Genomic DNA, 15,157 nt, shown 5'->3' on the forward strand with positions numbered 1-15,157 from the left:
TGCCGCCTCTCTGAACTTCGGTGCAATGCCAGCGAATTGTGCACCACTGCGGCAGTGCTCCGGATTGCGCACGATGTCAGAGCAGGTGATTAACGGTTCATGATGTTGACGCCACCAGCTCCCTGAGTGGCTGGTAGCTCACCCAGGCGGCCAGATCGGACCCGAACCGCTCGCGCGTCAGGGCCGCGGCACGGTGGTCGATGGGCACCGGCTTCCCGGCGGCGCGGGCGGTCAGCTGCACCTGCGCGGCCCGTTCCGCCTCGATGAACCACCAGACCGCGGCGTCCACGGAGTCCCCCACCGTCAGCAGTCCCCGGTTGCGCAGGACCAGGGCCTTGTACGGGCCGAGCGCGAGCGCGGTCCGCTCCGGCTCGTCGGCTCCGGTGTACTCGTCGAGGAGCGCGTGGTCCTCGTAGAAGGCGCAGGCCTCCTCGGTGATCGGGGCCAGCAGCTCGCCCAGGGCCGCGAGGGCACGGCCGTAGGGGCCCTGCGCGCGGACGACGGCGACGACTTCGGGGCGCCGGCGGTGGACGGCCGCGTGCACGGCGAAGGCCAGCTGGTTGACCCGGCGCCCGCCCCGGACCACACGCCCGTCCCCGTCGACCAGCAGCAGGTCGTCGGCGGTGAGCCCGGCGAAGGCCCGGCCGAAGGGGTTCACCCAGTAGCAGTCCTCGAACTCCGGGTCCCGGGCGGTGACCTGCCCCGCCACCCCTTCGTCGTACCCGAGGCGCCCCAGCAGCCGCAGCGCCTCGGCGAGCCGCTCCTTGCGGTGGGCGCGCGCCGCTTCGGCGGTGTCGTGCACGGGCGGCATCTCGAAGCCCAGCCGCTCCACGGGCACGGGTACGGGCTGGTCCGGCATGGGCGCTCCTTCGGACGGCTCGGTTCGCCGCGCAAGGTACCCGGGCCCCTGCCAAGTGGCCAGAGGAACGGCGAAGCCGCCGCCCGCGGGTGCGGGGCGGCGGCTTCACGGCGATCCGGGTGGGACTACTCCCACTCGATGGTGCCCGGGGGCTTGCTCGTGCAGTCGAGGACCACCCGGTTCACCTCCGGTACCTCGTTGGTGATGCGGGTCGAGATCCGGGCGAGGACCTCGTACGGCATGCGCGTCCAGTCCGCGGTCATCGCGTCCTCGGAGGAGACGGGGCGCAGCACGATCGGGTGGCCGTAGGTGCGGCCGTCGCCCTGGACGCCGACGCTGCGGACGTCCGCGAGCAGGACGACCGGGCACTGCCAGATCTCGCGGTCCAGGCCGGCCGCGGTGAGCTCGTGGCGGGCGATGGCGTCGGCCTCGCGCAGCAGGTCCAGGCGCTCCTTGGTGACCTCGCCGACGATGCGGATGCCGAGGCCGGGGCCCGGGAAGGGCTGGCGCTGGACGATCTCGTCGGGCAGGCCGAGCTCCTGGCCGACCATCCGGACCTCGTCCTTGAACAGCTGGCGCAGCGGCTCGACGAGCTCGAACTCGATGTCGTCGGGGAGCCCGCCCACGTTGTGGTGGGACTTGATGTTGGCGGTGCCGGTGCCGCCGCCGGACTCGACGACGTCCGGGTACAGGGTGCCCTGGACCAGGAACGCGACCGCGGGGCCGTCCTCCTGGAGGATCTCCAGCTGCGCCTGCTCGAAGACGCGGATGAACTCACGGCCGATGATCTTGCGCTTGGTCTCCGGGTCGGAGACGCCGGCCAGGGCGTTCAGGAAGCGCTCCTGCGCGTCGACGACCTTCAGCTGCACGCCGGTCGCGGCGACGAAGTCCTTCTCGACCTGCTCGGTCTCGCCCTTGCGCATCAGACCGTGGTCGACGTAGACGCAGGTCAGCTGCGAGCCGATGGCCTTCTGCACGAGGGCCGCGGCGACCGCGGAGTCCACGCCGCCGGAGAGACCGCAGATGGCGCGCTTGTCGCCGACCTGCTCGCGGATGGCCGCGATCTGCTCCTCGACGATGTTGCCGGTGGTCCAGGTGGGGGCGAGGCCCGCGCCGCGGTAGAGGAAGTGCTCCAGGATCTGCTGGCCGTGCGTGGAGTGCATCACCTCGGGGTGGTACTGCACGCCGTACAGCTTCTTCTCGTCGTTCTCGAAGGCCGCGACCGGGACGACGTTCGTCGACGCGGTGACGGTGAAGCCCTCGGGGGCGGCGGAGCAGGCGTCACCGTGGGACATCCACACCGACTGGTTGTCGGGGGTGCCCTCGAAGAGGGTGGAGCCGGGCTTGGAGACGGCCAGCGGGGTGCGGCCGTACTCGCGGGCGCCGGTGTTGTCGACCTGGCCGCCGAGGGTGACCGCCATCAGCTGGAAGCCGTAGCACATGCCGAAGACGGGGACGCCGGCCTCGAAAAGCGCACGGTCCAGCTGCGGGGCGCCCTCCTCGTACACGGAGGACGGACCGCCGGAGAGGATGATCGCCTTGGGGTTCTTGGCCAGCATCTCGTCGACGGGCATCGAGCTCGGCACGATCTCGCTGTAGACCCGTGCTTCGCGGACTCGGCGGGCGATGAGCTGGGCGTACTGGGCGCCGAAGTCGACGACGAGAACCGTGTCCGGGGCGCTGTCGTGGGCGGCGGAGGGTGCTTCTGGCACGGGGCGGCCTTCCGGCGGAAGAGGTGGCTGTTTTGTCGATTCTAACGGGGGACGCCGGGCCCTCTTCGTCTCACCATCCGAATCGGGTTGGCCCGGAGGGGGACGGACCGGTAATAATCCGTTCCATGCGCAAGCAGCTGAGCTTCCTCTTTACCTATGGCACCGGTCGGTCCGGTCGCCATGGGTCCTCGTGATGCTCGCTTGAGCCACTGACTTCCCGCAAGCGCCCCGGTCCGACAGGACCGGGGCGCTTGCGCGTTTCCGCTCCTGCCGGCACGACACGACCCACAGGAGAGAACACCATGAGCGTCACCACCACCCCCGAGCAGCTGATCGCCGACTCCCGTACGCGCATCGACGCCCTCGACGACCGGATCATCGGCCTGATCCAGGAGCGGATGGCCGTCTCGACGGTCATCCAGGACGCCCGGATCGCGTCCGGCGGGCGCCGGGTGCACCTGTCGCGCGAGATGGAGGTGCTCTCGCACTGGAGCGACGCGCTCGGGAAGCCCGGCACCGCCCTCGCCATGACCCTGCTGGAGCTGTGCCGCGGGCGTGTGTGACGGCTGTTCGTCACCCGTCCGGACCGTGACCGGCCCCGGGGCCCTTCGTTGGTGAGGATGTCCGCGACAGCCAGCCGCGGAACCGCAACACCACGCGTGGATCCGCTGGAGCGATGAGACGCACGCCCCGTGGAGCGTGCGTCGTGGGACCTCGCTCCTTCGCGTGACCGGACGGCAGGGGACAGCAGCCCGGTCACCCCGTAAAGGACGGCCGGCCCTGGGGACGCCCCGGGCCGGCCGTTCTGCGTGGTCGCGCGTACGTGGCGTACGCGGTCAGGCGTGCCCGCCCGCCTTGCGGCGGAACGCCAGGAACAGCCCGCCGCCGACGGCCAGGAGCACCGCGCCGCCGAGCGCGATCGCCTGGGCGGAGCTGCCGGTGGAGGCGAGGCCGCCGCCGTTGGCCGTGACACCCGTACCGGTGGCCGAGCCGCTCGGCGTCGTGGTCGCGGTGGGCGTCGCGGAGCCGGTCGGGGCCGGCGAGGCCGTGGTGGTGCCGCTCGGGGTCGGGGACGGGGTCGGTCCGGTGCCCTTCGCGTTGATCACGAGGGCCGCCGTGTCGTTGCCGTGGTTCGGGTCCCAGCGCTGGCCCGTGGTGCCCTGCGGCGTCGCCCGGCCGACCGTGACCGAGCCCTTGGCGTCCGCCACGGCCTTCTCGATCTTCAGCTGGAACGGGTAGGAGAACGTCTCCTTCTCCCCGACGACATGGCCGGAGGAGCAGAAGTAGCGCGGCGCGCCCAGCGCCTGCTCGCGGTCGCCGCCGTCCGCATTGACACCCTTGCATCCGGCCGGGACCTTCGTGACCCTCGCTCCCGCCGGGATCACGACGTCGGTCCGGGCGATGTCGTCACCGAGGCGCAGGTCGGCGACCCACGCGGGGCCGTTGTTGCGGAACCCGAAGTCGACGTCGACCGTGTCACCGGCCTTGCCCGTGAGGGACGCGCCCGTGGCCACCAGGTCGGCGGTGTTGCGCGTCGCGAAGTCGAACTCCTGGATGTTGTTCCAGGGGTCGAGGTCCGCCGCCGGCTGGGCGGAGCGGGCCGCGGCCTTGGGAGCCTGCTTCGCCGCGGCCAGCTTGTTGCCGCCCGCCGGCTTGGCCGCGCTCGCGGGCGCGCGGTTCTTCGCCGCCTTCGGCTGGTCGCCGGCCGCGTACACCGCGTAGGTCAGGCCGTCCATGAAGGCGTGCGGGGCGGCCTTGAGGGTCAGCGGGCCGTCGACGCCGTAGACCGCGCCCGGCTCGTACTCGCCTTCCAGCAGGCACTGGACCGTGGTCCAGCCCGTGGTCCACGGCCGGCCCGGACGGGTGTCGTCGGAGTAGGAGCAGTTGTCGTACTGCTCGACCAGGTCGATGCCGTGCGAGGTGCGCATTTCGAGCACCACGCCGTCGACGGGGTCCGTGCCCTCGTTGGCGAAGACGATCGACAGGTTCTGCTTGTCGCCCGGCTTCTGCTCCGCCTTCAGCCTGGCCCGCTCCAGCACCAGGTCGGGGCCGCCGACGCGCACCTTGGTCGTCGCGGACTTGAAGGTGGCGCCTTCCGCCGCGCCGGTGACCGTCAGGTCCGCGGTCGCACCGACCTTGCTGTCCTTGGCCGCAGTGAGGTCCAGGTCCACGACGGTGCTCTCGCCCGTCCACAGGGCCCAGCGCTTGCAGGTCACGGCCGCGGCCGTGAGCTTGCAGTCCGCGCCCTGGTGCTTGGCGAGCGTCACGTCGGCGATGCCCTTGAGGGCGCCCAGGTCGATCGTGAAGGTGCTCTGGCGGTCGAACGTCTTGTCGGAGTCGTTGACGATCCGGAACTCGACCGAGGTCTTCTGCGGCTCACCGCCCTGTCCGGGGTGCGGGCGCAGGCCGATCCCGGCCGGTCCGGCCAGGGTGAAGACGGGGTCCGCGGCATGTGCGGGAGTGGTGGCCAGCCCCAGGGCCACGAGGGCACCGGCAGCCAGCAGGGAGGTGCGCTTTCTCATGCAGCCGTTGACTGCCGAACAGGAGTCGCAGTTGCACACTCCCCTGTGTGATCGACACCACAGCCCGGCCCTGCGGATTCCGGTACAACCATCAAGGCTGAACATCTGTCACGTATGTACCGCGGTGGGTACCGCGCTCGGAGGGGGAGCGCGGTACCCACCGCTGTCATCCGGCCGGTTCCGGATCCCGTGGGGGAATTTCGGGGACCGCCAGGAAAGGCAGCCTCAGCGCGCCGAACGCGTCCTTGGGGACCGCGGGGCGCACCGGCTCCACCGCCTCCAGGCGGACGTACGCGGATCCCTGCTCGGGCCGCGGGTCCCGCTCGCCGTTGTTCGGCCAGTACGACATCGCCCGTTCCGCCTGCGCGGTGATCGTCAGCGACGGGTTCACCCCGAGGTTCGCGGAGACGGCCGCGCCGTCCACCACCGAGATGCCCGGGTGCCCGTACAGCCGGTGGTACGGGTCCACCACACCTTCCTCGGGCGAGGCGCCGATCGGGCAGCCGCCCAGGAAGTGCGCGGTCAGCGGGGTCCCCATCAGCTCGCCGACGTTGCTGCCCGGGAAGCCGTTGATCTCCTCGGCCAGCAGGGTGGCGGCCTGTGTGGCCTCCGCGATCTGGACCGGGTTCGGGGTGCCGTGGCCCTGGCGGGCGGTGAGCAGGCCCTTCCCGATCCCGCCGGGCTTGCGGTAGGTGGTCAGGGAGTTGTCCAGCGACTGCATGACCAGGCCGATGATGGTCCGCTCCGACCAGCGCCGGTTGGACAGCGAGCGGGCGAACTGCACCGGGTGCCGGGCACTGCGCGCGAACCAGGCACGCACCCGGTGGGCGCTGTAGGGCACCTGCAGGACGGTCATGAACCCCATGGCGTTGGAGCCCTTGCCGTAGCGGACGGGTTCGATGTGGGTGTCGGCGTTGGGGTGCACGGACGAGGTGATCGCCACGCCCCGGGTGAAGTCGGTCCGGCGGTCGTCTCCGTGCCGCCTGCGGTAGCGGCGGTCGTCGGTCTGCGCGCCGACGATGCCCTCGGAGTTGGTCCGGGTCAGTTCCCCGAGCCGCCGCGAGAGCCGCGGGAGCTCGCCGCGGTCCTTCATCGTGTGCAGCAGGGTCTGCGTTCCGTAGGTGCCCGCCGCGACGACGACGTACCGGGCGCGCAGCACCTTCGCCCGGCCCCGGCGGCGGCCGTCGGTGGGGACGGTGCGGACGCGGTAGCCGCCCTCGGGGTGGTCGGAGAGCGCGGTGACCGTGGTCATCGGGTGGATGACGGCGCCGGCCCGTTCGGCGAGGTACAGGTAGTTCTCGTTCAGGGTGTTCTTCGCCCCGTGCCGGCAGCCGGTCATGCACTCGCCGCATTCGGTGCAGGCCTTGCGGGAGGGGCCGGCGCCGCCGAAGTACGGGTCGGGGACCTCGTCCCCGGGCCGGACCCTGGGCGCCGCTCCCTCCTGGCCGTCCTGCCCGTCCCCGAAGAAGACGCCGACCGGGGCCATGTGGAAGGAGTCCGCGACGCCCATCTTCCCGGCGGCCGCCTTGAGGTGGACGTCGGAGGGGGTCATGGTCGGGTTGAGGCGCACCCCGAGCATCCGCTTGGCCTGCTCGTAGTAGGGGGTGAGCTCGTCCCGCCAGTCGGTGACCGAGGCCCACTGCGGGTCCTCGAAGAAGGCGGTGGGCGGCACGTACAGGGTGTTGGCGTAGTTGAGCGAGCCGCCGCCGACACCGGCGCCCGCGAGCACCATCACGTTGCCGAGCAGGTGGATCCGCTGGATCCCGTACAGCCCGAGGGCCGGAGCCCACAGGTAGTTGCGCAGGTCCCAGCTGTTCTTCGGCAGGCTCTCGCGGGTGAAGCGGCGTCCGGCCTCCAGGACGCCGACCCGGTAGCCCTTCTCGGTCAGCCGCAGGGCCGAGACCGATCCGCCGAAGCCGGATCCGATGACGAGGACGTCGTAGTCGTACGACTCAGACACGGTGCTGCCCCTTAGCGGAGTCGGAGGGCCTTCATGACCTTGAGGCTGCGGGTCATGAACGCCGCGTACTTCTCGTCGTCCATGCCCAGCGAGGGCGCCATCGGGAGCAGCCGCTGGTGGGCGACGGTCTGGGCCTCGGTGTACTTGAGGATGCCCTCGGAGCCGTGGCGGCGGCCGAGGCCGGAGTCCTTCATGCCGCCCATCGGTGCCTGGGCGCTGCCGTAGGCGGGGGCGTAGCCCTCGTTGATGTTGACGGTGCCGGTGCGCAGGCGCGCGGCGACGGCGTGGCCGCGGCGTGCGTCCTTGGTCCAGACGCTGGAGTTCAGGCCGTAGGCGGTGGCGTTGGCCTCGTCGATCGCCCGGTCCTCGTCGGTGAAGCGGTAGATCGAGACGACGGGGCCGAAGGTCTCCTCACCGCACACCGCCATGGGTGCCTCGACGCCGTCGAGGATGGTGGGCTCGTAGAAGAGCGGGCCGATGTCGGGGCGGGCGGTGCCGCCGGCGACGAGGGTGGCGCCCTTGGCGACGGCCTCGTCCACGTGCCGCTGTACGGTCTCCAGCTGGCGCTCGCCGACCAGGGAGCCCATGTCCGCCCCGTACGCGAGGGAGGCGCCGAGCCGCATGGCCTTCGTACGGGCGGCGAACCGCTCGACGAAGGCGTCGGCGATCGAGGCGTGGACGTAGAGCCGCTCGATGGAGATGCAGAGCTGGCCGGCGGAGGAGAAGCAGGCGCGGACGGCGCCCGCGGCGGCCTTCTCGATGTCGGCGTCGTGCAGCACGAGCATGGCGTTCTTGCCGCCCAGTTCGAGGGACACCCCGACGAGGCGGTCGGCGGCGCCCCGGGCGACTTCGCGGCCGGTGCGGGTGGAGCCGGTGAAGGAGACGTAGTCGGCGTGCCGGACCACCTCGGGGCCGACGACCGGGCCCTCGCCGAGCACGATCTGGAAGACCTCGGCGGGCAGTCCGGCCTCGATCAGCAGGTCACGGGCCCACAGGGCGGTCAGGGCGGTCTCGGTGTCGGGCTTCATGACGACCGCGTTGCCCGACACGAAGGCGGGCAGGGCGTCGCCGACCGACAGTTCGAGGGGGTAGTTCCAGGGGGCGATCTGACCGACGACCCCGCGCGGCTGGCGCAGTTCGGTGACCTTGGTGAGGGTGGGCATGGCGCCGGTGTGGCCCTTGGGGCGCAGGTACCCGGGGGCCTTGCGGCCGTAGTGGCGGGACGAGACGGCGACCGCCTGGACCTCCTCGTGGGCGTGCAGGCGGGCCTTGCCCGTCTCCAGCTGGATGAGGTCGAGGACCTCGGCCTGCCGGGCGAGGACCAGGTCGTGGAAGCGCAGCAGGACCGCCGCCCGCCGGCGTACGGGGACGGCCGCCCAGGCGGCCTGGGCGGTGCGGGCCCGGTCGAAGGCCTCGGCGACGTCCTCGGGGGTGGCCTCCGGGAGCTCCGCCAGCCGGGCCCCGGTGAAGGGGGTGTGGTTGGCGGTACGACCGGAGCCGATCACTCCGCGGGTCAGCCGGGCGACCAGGTCGGGGGTCACCACATCGGCGGCGGTGCGGGCACCGGCCGGGGCCGGGGCCACCGGGTTGGTGGGCTGCGGTGCGGTGCGGAGGGGGGCGTCGGAGGCCTGCGAGTCCGTCATGCCGGTGAGCGTATTGCGCCCGGAGGCCTTTGGGTACCCGCCGGTAACCGGATTTTGCCTTTTCCGCCAGTGATCGCTGGCAGGATGCCGGGATCAGGGCTTCTTGGGCGGCTCCCAGCCGCTGAGCACGATGTCGAACTGCTGCTCGGTCGTGGCCCAGTCGGCGATCGGGCTCGACATGTAGATCGCGTATTCCGTGCCGTCCGGGGTGACGTACATCTGCTCCTTGGCCCGGCGCGGACCCGGGTGGGTCTGCTTCTCCGTCCAGGTGAAATCCCAGAGCGCGGCGCGGGTGCTGTCGCGGAAGGTGTTCTGGTTCAGCCGCACCTTCTTGTAGTCCGTCCGCTTCGCCACCTGCTTCTCCAGGTCGAGCAGGTGCGAGTACGGGTCCCGGTAGTCCGGGGTGGAGTCGGAGGCGATCCGGATGAAGTGCTTCCCGTCGTCCGGCGTGTAGTCGATCTGGTCGCCGTTCGCCTTGCGCGTCCAGCCCTCCGGGACGTACAGGGTGAAACCGGCGAGGGGGTCGGTCACCTTGGACCAGCCCGCCGGGGGCCCCGCCGTGGTGACCACCTCGTCCGGGCCGTCGTCCTCCCCCGTGTCCCCGGTGTACTTGAGCACCCCGAACACACCGCCGCCGCCGAGCAGCGCCGCCACCAGGGCCACGACCACGGCCCGCCCCCGCCAGCCCCGGGCCGGGTCGGCGGTGGTCGTGGTGGTGGTGGCCGCGGGCGTCAGGGGCTCCGCCAGTGCGGCCGTCGGTCCGATCTCCGCCGGCGGAGCCGGCGCCTGCGGCCGCTCCTGCGCCGGGGCCAGCTCCTCCGAACTCACCGCGCGCGTGGGCACGTACGCCTGCGCGGCCTTCGGTTCCCGGCCCTCCATCGCCTCCAGCAGCATCCGCTCGGCCTCCTCGGCCGAGGGGCGCTCCGTCGGATCCTTGCGCAGCAGGGAGGTGATGACCGGACCCAGCGCCCCGGCCTGGCGCAGCGCCGGCGGCTCGTCGTTGACCACGGCCTGCAGGCTGGAGATGGGCGACGTACGGCGGAACGGGGAACGGGCCTCGACCGCCGTGTACAGGGTGGCGCCCAGCGACCACAGGTCCGAGGACGGGTCGGGGATCCCCCCGGTGACGCGCTCGGGAGCCAGGTAGTCGATGGAGCCGACGATCTCGCCGGTGCGCGTGATGGACGAGTCGCCCTCGATCGCGGCGATCCCGAAGTCCGTGAGCAGCACCCGGCCGTCCTTGGCGAGCAGTACGTTGCCCGGCTTCACGTCACGGTGCAGTACGCCGACCGCGTGCGCGGCGCGCAGCGCGCCCAGCACGTGCAGTCCGATCCGGGCCGCCTCGCGGGGCTCGATCCGCCCGGCCGCCTTGGCCGCGTCCGCGAGTGAGGGCCCGTCGATGTACTCCATGACGATCCACGGCCGGTCGTCGTGCTCCAGGACGTCGTGGACGGTGACGACCGCCGGGTGCTGGATCCGGGCCGCGGCCCGGGCCTCCTTCTGCGTCCGGGCATGCATGACGTCCCGGTCGGCCTGGGCGACGTACAGACCCGCCGTCAGTTCCTTGACGGCGACGGTCCTGTGGAGGAGCTCATCATGCGCACGCCACACCTTGCCCATGCCGCCCCGGCCGATCGGCTCGACGAGCCGGTACCGGCCCGCCAGCACGGCGCCCCCACCTGTCTGCTGTTCCACGAAATCCCGCCGCTCTCTGCACTTCAGGCCAGATTACGGAGCCCGGAGGGGCTGCCGGAACCGCCCGGGCGCCGAAAGACGGCACTGTGACGCAATCGCCGTACTGATCAGTCGTCAGTATCCGTTCAACCGCCCGCCTTGTAACTCGCCGTGGCCTTCTCGAAGACCTCGGTGACTTTGGACTGCTCGTCCTCCGGACCGGTGACCAGGACGACGTGGTAACTGCCGCCCAGCGCCACGACGAAGTTGCGCGCGAAGACGTTGCGGCCGGTCCCGTCGATCCACGTGTACCGGCCCGTAGCCCGCAGTTGCTGACCCACTTTGGTGGTCTTCACATCGCCGACGGTCGACCAGGTGGACGTCCGGTACGGGGTCAGTTCCGGCTCCTTGTCCTTCTGGTAGGCCGCCGGATCCGGATTGCCCTGGACCTTGTCACGGCCGGGAACGACGGTCAGCACGAACTGCCCGTCGGTGTACCGCACCTGACCGGACTCATTGATTCCGCGACGCTCCCAGCCGTCGGGCACGGCGATCTCGAAGTGCTCCGGGTCCTGCTGGGTGGTGTAGCCGGCCGGGGCGGGGGCCGGGGCGGCCGACGATTCGGCGGGCGCCGTCGTCTGCGGGGCGGGCCTGGACTCGGGCGTACCCGAAGGGACCTGGGAGGGGCTGGGCTTCGCCGGTGCCTGCGTCGTGCTGCCCCGGGCGTCACCCGCGGGCTCCTGGTCGGCGGCCCGGGGCAGGAACAGCATCGCGTACGCCACCCCGCCGGCGAGGAGGACCAGGATCCCGACGAGCAGGCTCCGGCCGAGGGCCGGCGGCTTGCGGGGTCCCGCGGGATTGCGGTGCCGCCCGTGGACCTCGCCGCGGCGGCGTACGACGGGCAGCCGCGCCGGATCCGGCTCCGGCATCGGGAGCGTCGCGAACCCGGCGTCCGGCTCGGGCGCGGACCGTACGAGCGAGCGCAGCCAGCCGCGGAGCTCCTCGAAGTCGGGCCGCTCGGTGGGGTCCTGGCGCAGCAGCGACTCCACGACCGGCCGGAGCGCACCGCACTCCTCGGCGAAGGCGGGCGGCTCCGCGCAGACCATCTCGACCAGCTCGGCGACGCTGTCCTCAGGGTACGGGGCGTGCCCCTGGACCGCGCGGTAGAGCAGGGCGCCGAGCGCCCAGAGGTCGGTGGCGGGCCCGACGGGGGCGGCGAGCTGCCAGTGTCCGTGCACGGGGCCGGCCTGCTCGGGGGCCCACCGCTCGGTGACGGCCCCGACGACGGCCATCCGGGTCTGCCGCGCGCGCTCGGCGTCCAGGCCGGTACGGGGGCCGCCGGACCAGCCGTTCGGCCGGGGTCGGCCGGGGGCGGCCGGGGCCGGGGCCTCGGCCTGCCGGTAGCCCTGGGGCAGGGCGAGTTGGGCGGGCAGGGCGGGGCGCTCGGACTGTTCCTGCGGTGCCGGTTCCGGTTCCGGCACCGGTTCCGGCTGAGGTACGGGTACGGGTACGGACGCGGGCTCCGGTTCCGGTTCCGCGGCGGCCGCGGGCAGCTCCGCCCGGCGGGGGGTCGCGCCGTGCCAGGGGGCGGCGACGCCGGTCTCCGGGCCGCCGTACGGGTACGAGTACCCCTGCGGGAGGGTCGACCCCGCGGGCCTGCGCTCGGGCGGCGCGCCGGCCTCGACTTCGGCGCCCGCCCCGGCCCTGCGCTCCTCGGTCACCCGGGCGGCGGCCGCCCGGGCCCCGGCCCGGTAGGCGGCGATGGCCCCGGCCCGCGCGGCGGCCTGGAGGTCGGGGCGGTCCTGCGGCCGGCCGGGGGTGATGTGGTCGGTGTACCGCGGCCCGGTGTCGTAACCGGGGGCCACCAGCGGCGCGTACGCCACGTCGACCGGGTCGGCGGCCGGCGCCGGGACCGGACCGGGGTCGGGGTCGGGGTCGGGGGCATCGGCAGGGCCGGGGAGCGAGGCCGGAACCGGAGCTCCGACGCCGGGGGTGGCGGTGGCGCTGGCGCTGACGCTGGCGGCATCCCACCCCGCCCCTCCGCCACCGGAGTCCTCGGCGCTCGGGACGGGGTCGTACCCGCACAGGGCCTCCTCCGCCGCGCCGGCCGCGAGGCCCGTCAGCACGACGCGCCCGTCCTCACACACCAACACCGTCCGGACGGTGATGTTCCGGTGCGTCCAGCCGTGCGCGTGCAGCACCCTCAGCGCGGTCAGCACGTCCGACGCCACCTCGGCGGCCCGGTAGGGGCTCAGCGGTTCATCGGCTATCAGCGCGGCCAGCGGCCTGGCCGGGACCAGTTCGCTCACTATCCACAGCGACTCGCCCTCGGCGAACACGTCGAAGACCTGGTCCAGCCGGGGATGGTCCGGGATCGAAGCCGCCGCCTGTGCCGCCTCGATGGCGCGGCGCACGGCCGGCAGATCGGCGGGCGAGCGGCGCGCCGCCGGGACGGCCCTCGGCCCGTCCAGCAGCTCCGCGTCCACGACTTCCGGTAACGGCACCTGCCGTACCAGGACTTCCTGTCCGCTGCGCGTGTCGAAGGCGCGGGTCTCGATCAGTTCGTACTCATCGGACGGCGGCAGGGGCAGGCGGTAGCGGCCGGCCAGGATCCGGCCCGCGTACTCCTCCACATCGCCTCCCCCGAGTGCGGCGGGCTCCCCATGGCCCCTCCGACACGATACGTCGCCGGGGCCGCCCGCGTCCCGGGGTCAGCCGAGCGGCTGGAAGGTCTCGAAGGCGAGGTTGCGCATCTGGGTGCACTGAGGGCCGTCCCACTGGTCGGCGGCGCAGCTGATCATGATGGCGTACCCGTGCGTGGCGTCCACCTTGAACCCGCGGTTGAGCACCCGGATCGTGACGCCGTTCTCCTGGCGCTCGAACTCCCAGTCCGCGACGGTCGGGTAGCCCTTGTACTCCACCGTGTCTATTCGGATCTGCTTGTACCCCCTGCTGCTGGGACCCACGGAGCGGGCGAGCTGGACCCAGGCGGCGCGCGCGTCGTCGCCGGGCTGTCCGGTGTAGTCGACCTGGATCTTCGGGAAGTCCTTGGCGCGGCTGTAGATGGCGCCCGAGTTCTTGCCCGCCGTCTCCAGGTGCTTGAAGCCCTCGGGCATCACCATCGAGAAGTGGAACCCGAAGTCCTGCACCAGGGCGAATCCGGCCGGTACGGTACCGCCCGCTCCCCCGGAGGTGGCGCCCTGTCCCGCGATGGCGGCCGTGGGCTGCTGGCCCTGGCCGGCATCGCCGCCCGTACCGGTGGTGGTACCTGTACCGGTACCGGCTCCGGTGCCCGCGCTGCCGTTTCCGGCCGTCTCGCCGGTGTTCCCCGAGGGCTTCGGGGAGGTCTCCCCGGTCCCGCCGCTGCCGCTGCCGCTGCCCGGGTCCTTCGGGGCCGAGGCCGCCGGCGTGGGCTTGCCGCCGCCCTTGCTCTCGTCCTTGGGGTCCTTGTCGTCGCCGCTCAGGGCGTAGACGATGAGCGAGCCGACGACCGCCAGCACCACGACCACGGCCGCCGCCGCGAGCACCATGGTGCGGCGCTGCATGACGTCCGTGAGCGGCGCCTTGACGGGGGACGGCTTGGACTTCGGCGGCTCCGCGGCGGAGGCGGCCGTGGTGGCGGCCGCGGCCGTCGCGGCCTTGCGGGCGGCCTTCAGCGCGGCGCGGGCGCGTTCGCGCTGCTCGCGGTCACGGCGCTCGCGTTCCTTCTTCGCCGCCCGCTCGGCCGCCTTCTCCGCCTTGTCCGCGGCGGCCTTCTCCACGGCCTCCTTGGCGTCGGCCAGCGAGATCTGCCGGGTCTCCTCCGCCACCGGAACCGCCACGGGGGCCGGCACGGGCTCGGGCGCCGCGAGGACGGCCGTCAGCATGGCCCGGGTGCGGGCTTCGTCGAGCCGGTGGGTCGGGTCCTTGGCGAGCAGGCCGTAGATGACCTCGGTCAGCGGACCGGCGTTCTTGGGCGGGTCCACGGGCTCGGTCATCACCGCGGTGAGGGTGGCGAGCGCGGACCCCTTGTCGTACGGGGGCACTCCCTCGACGGAGGCGTACAGCAGACCGCCGAGCGACCACATGTCGGCGGGCGGGCCGGGCTTGTGGCCGCGGGCGCGCTCGGGGGAGATGTAGGAGGGGGCGCCGACGAGCATGCCGGTGGAGGTGACGGAGGGGTCGCCCTCGACCTGCGCGATGCCGAAGTCGGTCAGGACGACACGGCCGTTGCCGGCGATGAGCACGTTCGAGGGCTTCACGTCCCGGTGCAGGATGCCCTGGCCGTGCGCGGCGCGCAGCACGTCGAGCACCGCGAGGCCGACCTCGGCGGCGCGGTGCGGCGTGAGGGGGCCGTTCTCCCGTATGAACTCGGCGAGCGAGGCGCCCTCGATGAGCTCCATGACGATCCACGGCCGGCCGTCCTCGTCGACGACGTCGTAGACGGTGACGGCGCCGCCGCTGCGGATCCGGGCGATGGCCTTGGCCTCGCGGAGGGTACGGGTGATGAGGCGTCGCTTCTCGTCCTCGTCGACCCCGGTGCTGAAGCGGAGTTCCTTGACGGCGACGGTCCGGCCCAGGGTCTCGTCCTGGGCCCGCCAGACGGTACCCATCCCGCCCTTGCCGAGGACGGCCCCCAGCCGGTACCGCCCGGCCAGCAGCCGCCCCTCGTCCTGCCCGCTCTCGGCGGCCTTGGCCGCGGCGGCCTTGACGGCGGCGGCCATGGCATCGGCCTTCTCGACGACAGGATTGACCGCCGGCTTGCCGGCCTCGGCCTTCACGCCCTCAGGCTTGGCCTCGGGCACGGC

General features: G+C 72.7%; 9 protein-coding genes. 1 reads left to right on the top strand and 8 read right to left on the bottom strand.

Annotated elements, in window-relative coordinates; translation table 11 throughout:
* Window positions 1-97 precede the first annotated feature (97 nt).
* The gene (locus Sspor_RS18275; protein ID WP_202200111.1) at window positions 98-859 is read right to left on the bottom strand and encodes a class II aldolase/adducin family protein; all 762 of its coding nucleotides are present in this window, start codon (window positions 857-859) and stop codon (window positions 98-100) included.
* Window positions 860-984: 125 nt separating this feature from the next.
* Window positions 985-2,571 carry a glutamine-hydrolyzing GMP synthase gene (gene guaA, locus Sspor_RS18280; RefSeq protein WP_202200112.1) on the bottom strand — a complete coding sequence of 529 codons (1,587 nt, stop codon included), beginning with the start codon at window positions 2,569-2,571 and terminating at the stop codon, window positions 985-987.
* 302 nt (window positions 2,572-2,873) lie between these two features.
* Between guaA and Sspor_RS18285 the strand changes: the two genes are divergently transcribed.
* The gene (locus tag Sspor_RS18285) at window positions 2,874-3,134 is read left to right on the top strand and encodes a chorismate mutase (RefSeq protein ID WP_030712793.1); all 261 of its coding nucleotides are present in this window, start codon (window positions 2,874-2,876) and stop codon (window positions 3,132-3,134) included.
* A gap of 273 nt (window positions 3,135-3,407) precedes the next feature.
* On the opposite strand, the gene Sspor_RS18290 is transcribed toward Sspor_RS18285, so the two are convergent.
* From Sspor_RS18290 to Sspor_RS18315, 6 genes are all read right to left on the bottom strand, one after another.
* Window positions 3,408-5,093: an LPXTG cell wall anchor domain-containing protein gene (locus Sspor_RS18290; protein ID WP_202200113.1), complete on the bottom strand. Its 1,686-nt coding sequence runs from the start codon at window positions 5,091-5,093 to the stop codon at window positions 3,408-3,410.
* 166 nt (window positions 5,094-5,259) lie between these two features.
* Entirely contained in the window at window positions 5,260-7,053 is a 1,794-nt protein-coding gene (locus Sspor_RS18295) for a GMC oxidoreductase (RefSeq protein WP_202200114.1), read from the bottom strand.
* Window positions 7,054-7,064: 11 nt separating this feature from the next.
* Window positions 7,065-8,696, bottom strand: coding sequence for a succinic semialdehyde dehydrogenase (locus tag Sspor_RS18300; RefSeq protein WP_202200115.1), 1,632 nt, complete (start codon window positions 8,694-8,696; stop codon window positions 7,065-7,067).
* 93 nt (window positions 8,697-8,789) lie between these two features.
* The gene (locus tag Sspor_RS18305; RefSeq protein WP_202200116.1) at window positions 8,790-10,391 is read right to left on the bottom strand and encodes a serine/threonine-protein kinase; all 1,602 of its coding nucleotides are present in this window, start codon (window positions 10,389-10,391) and stop codon (window positions 8,790-8,792) included.
* Window positions 10,392-10,516: 125 nt separating this feature from the next.
* Complete coding sequence (locus tag Sspor_RS18310; protein ID WP_202200117.1) at window positions 10,517-13,003, bottom strand: serine/threonine kinase C-terminal domain-containing protein; 2,487 nt, start codon at window positions 13,001-13,003, stop codon at window positions 10,517-10,519.
* Window positions 13,004-13,081: 78 nt separating this feature from the next.
* Window positions 13,082-15,073 (bottom strand): serine/threonine-protein kinase, encoded by a 1,992-nt coding sequence (locus Sspor_RS18315; RefSeq protein ID WP_202203722.1) that lies wholly within the window; start codon window positions 15,071-15,073, stop codon window positions 13,082-13,084.
* Window positions 15,074-15,157: the final 84 nt, after the last annotated feature.

The organism is Streptomyces spororaveus, assembly GCF_016755875.1.
Lineage (GTDB): Bacteria > Actinomycetota > Actinomycetes > Streptomycetales > Streptomycetaceae > Streptomyces > Streptomyces spororaveus.

Coding starts and splice junctions, on each gene's coding strand:
- Sspor_RS18275 (WP_202200111.1), bottom strand. CDS start 859: ATGCCGGACCAGCCCGTACCCGTGCCCGTGGAGCGGCTGGGCTTCGAG.
- Sspor_RS18285 (WP_030712793.1), top strand. CDS start 2,874: ATGAGCGTCACCACCACCCCCGAGCAGCTGATCGCCGACTCCCGTACG.
- Sspor_RS18290 (WP_202200113.1), bottom strand. CDS start 5,093: ATGAGAAAGCGCACCTCCCTGCTGGCTGCCGGTGCCCTCGTGGCCCTG.
- Sspor_RS18300 (WP_202200115.1), bottom strand. CDS start 8,696: ATGACGGACTCGCAGGCCTCCGACGCCCCCCTCCGCACCGCACCGCAG.
- Sspor_RS18315 (WP_202203722.1), bottom strand. CDS start 15,073: ATGGCCGCCGCCGTCAAGGCCGCCGCGGCCAAGGCCGCCGAGAGCGGG.